A 2,740-nucleotide genomic window follows, 5' to 3' on the forward strand; every position below is an offset into this window, starting at 1 on the left:
TCCCTGTTTGAATATGAGAATCCACTGGCACGCCTGTACGAAAGCGATGGCCGGAACACAGAACAGCGCACCCGCTATAACGGCAACATCACCTTTACACCGGTGACCGGCCTGCGGCTGAATGCCCTGTTCTCCTATTCCAAATACAACCAGTCAAGAGGATATGCTGAAACCAAACGGCATATTTCCACCCTGCGCGATGGCCGTAACGGCTATGCATCCACAGGCGCAGAAGAAGGTGTTGACCGGTTAATGGAGCTAACGGCAGAATACAGCAAAACCCTTCGTGAGCACAGGTTCACCATACTGGGCGGCTACAGCTACCAGGAAAGTGATTTCAGTGAGAACTGGATGCAGAACTGGGATTTCCCGACAGACCTTTTCAGCTATAACAACATCGGCAGCGGCAATGCCATTAAAGAAGGGCTGGCGCCGGAATACAGCTTCCGGTCGGAGACCAACCTGATAGGCTTTTTCGGCAGGGTTACCTACAGCTACAAAGACAGGTACCTGCTGCTGGGAAGCCTGCGGCGCGAAGCAGCCAGCCAGCTTTATGGCGCAAAGAAACCCTGGGGTAACTTCCCTGCGATCTCTGTGGGATGGCGTATCAATAGGGAGCCTTTTATGCAAGGGCTGGAAATTTTTGATGATCTGAAATTAAGGGCCGGTTACGGCGTAACAGGCACGGCGCCTTCAGCGCTTTTCCTGGGTGCAGCCACGCTTTCCTATGGCGACTATTACCTGCTGAACGGTAACTGGGTAAGGTCCCTGACCCCGGCACAAAACCCAAATCCGAACCTGAAGTGGGAGGAGAAAAAAGAAACCAACCTGGGTCTTGATTTCTCTATCCTGAAAGGAAGGATCAGCGGCTCTGTGGACTATTATGTGCGCAATATTGACGGCCTGCTGTGGGAATACCAGGTGCCCAGCCCTCCCAACCAGTATCCTTCCACTACCGCCAATGTAGGCGTAATGCAGAACAAGGGTGTGGAAGTACAATTGAACTTCATACCCGTGAAGAAAAAGGATTTTGAGTGGAGCACCACCATTAACTATAATACCAACAGCAACAAGCTGGTAAAGCTCTCCAACGACCTGTATAAGCTGAGCGTAAACTACTTTACGGAAGGCGCTGCAGGCGTACCCATACAAACGCATACGCACCTGGTGGAGATCGGCAAGGAGATCGGCAATTTCCACGGCTATAAGGTGGTTGATATTTCCGAAGACGGTAAATGGATCTATGAAGGCAAGGACGGCAAGCCGGTTCCCTATGACCAGTTCAACCGCGGGTTTGAGGATAAGAAGATCATTGGCAACGGCGTTCCGAGGTTCCATGCCGCCTGGAACAACACGTTCCGGTATAAGCACTTTGATCTGAATATCACCATGCGCGGATCATTCAAATTCCAGATCATCAACTCACAGCGCATGTATTATGAGAACACCGGCTACCAGCAGTATAACCGTCTGAAATCAGCATATGATAAGATCTACGGTAAAGCGGTGCTGAACAGCAACCTGCCGCTGGAGTTCAACAGCTATTATGTGGAGAACGGCGATTTCTGGAAGGTTGACAATATTGCGCTGGGATATAATATCCCCACAACCGGCATCAAATACATACACTCCATCAGGGTATATGCATCCTCACGCAATACTTTCATGATCACAGGATACAAGGGCATAGATCCGGAGGTGACCTGGACCGGCCTGGCGCCGGGCAATGACGGCCGTGAGAAATATCCGACCACGCGTGCTTTTACTGTTGGTGTTAACGTAAACTTTTAACCGATGAACAAGAAAAATTATTCGATCATAGCCATTGCTTTTCTATGCCTGCTGCCGGCTTTTTCCTGCACCAAGCTGAAAGACAAAAATTATAACCAGGTAATAGTAGACCAGTTCAAGCCTACGGAAAAGGACCTTGAACCGCTGATTGCCGCAGCGTACATACCCTGGCGCAAGCTGTTTAACCTGTGGCAAAGTTATTTCTGGGCGCAGGAGCTTTCAGGTGATGAATTGCTGATCCCTAAAAGGCCCTGGGGATGGGTGGATGATGGAGGATACCGCAGGTTCCATTATCACAAATGGACCTCAGAGGACGCCATCCCGGTTAACTGCTGGACCAGGACCTACGAAGGCATTAATAACTGCAACCGGGTAATTGAGCAAATATCATCCGGCGTTATCCCGGTAGCAGATGGCAAGGAAAATGTGCTGGCAGAGCTGAAAGTATTAAGGGCCTCTTATTACTGGGTGCTTTGCGATATGTTCGGCAATGTGCCTGTTGTTACTGATTTTACAGTGCCTGATGGTTTTCTGCCGAAACAGAGCACCCGGAAAGAGGTATATGATTTTATTGTGAAAGAGATCACGGATAATCTTTCATTGCTCAGCACCAAAAGCGACCAGTCGACCTACGGACGGTTTAACCAGTGGGCTGCACGCACCTTGCTGGCCAAAGTGTATCTGAATGCGGAAGTGTACTCAGGTACTGCACAATGGGCAAAGTGCCTGGAGCAGTGCAACGCGGTAATAGATTCCAAGCTGTATAGCCTGGAAATGAACCAGAAGAATGTGTTCATCACCAATAATGAAGATTCAAAAGAGATCATCTTTCCTTTGCCGTTCGATGATAAATATGTAACAGACTGGAATGCGTTTGACCATCACATGCAAACGCTGCCGCAGGAATGCCAGGCCACCTTTAACCTGCAATTCTCGCCCTGGGGCGGTA

Annotated in this window: 2 protein-coding genes; both read left to right on the plus strand. The window is 49.5% G+C overall.

Annotated elements, in window-relative coordinates; translation table 11 throughout:
• On the plus strand, nt 1-1,791 hold a 1,791-nt coding region (locus VIM87_RS05500; protein ID WP_331996008.1), incomplete at its 5' end, for a TonB-dependent receptor domain-containing protein.
• Nucleotides 1,792-1,794: 3 nt separating this feature from the next.
• Nucleotides 1,795-2,740, plus strand: a 946-nt coding sequence (locus VIM87_RS05505; protein ID WP_331996009.1) for a RagB/SusD family nutrient uptake outer membrane protein, incomplete at its 3' end; no start/stop codon positions are given.

This window comes from Chitinophaga sp., assembly GCF_036569125.1.
Taxonomy (GTDB): Bacteria; Bacteroidota; Bacteroidia; order Chitinophagales; family Chitinophagaceae; genus Chitinophaga.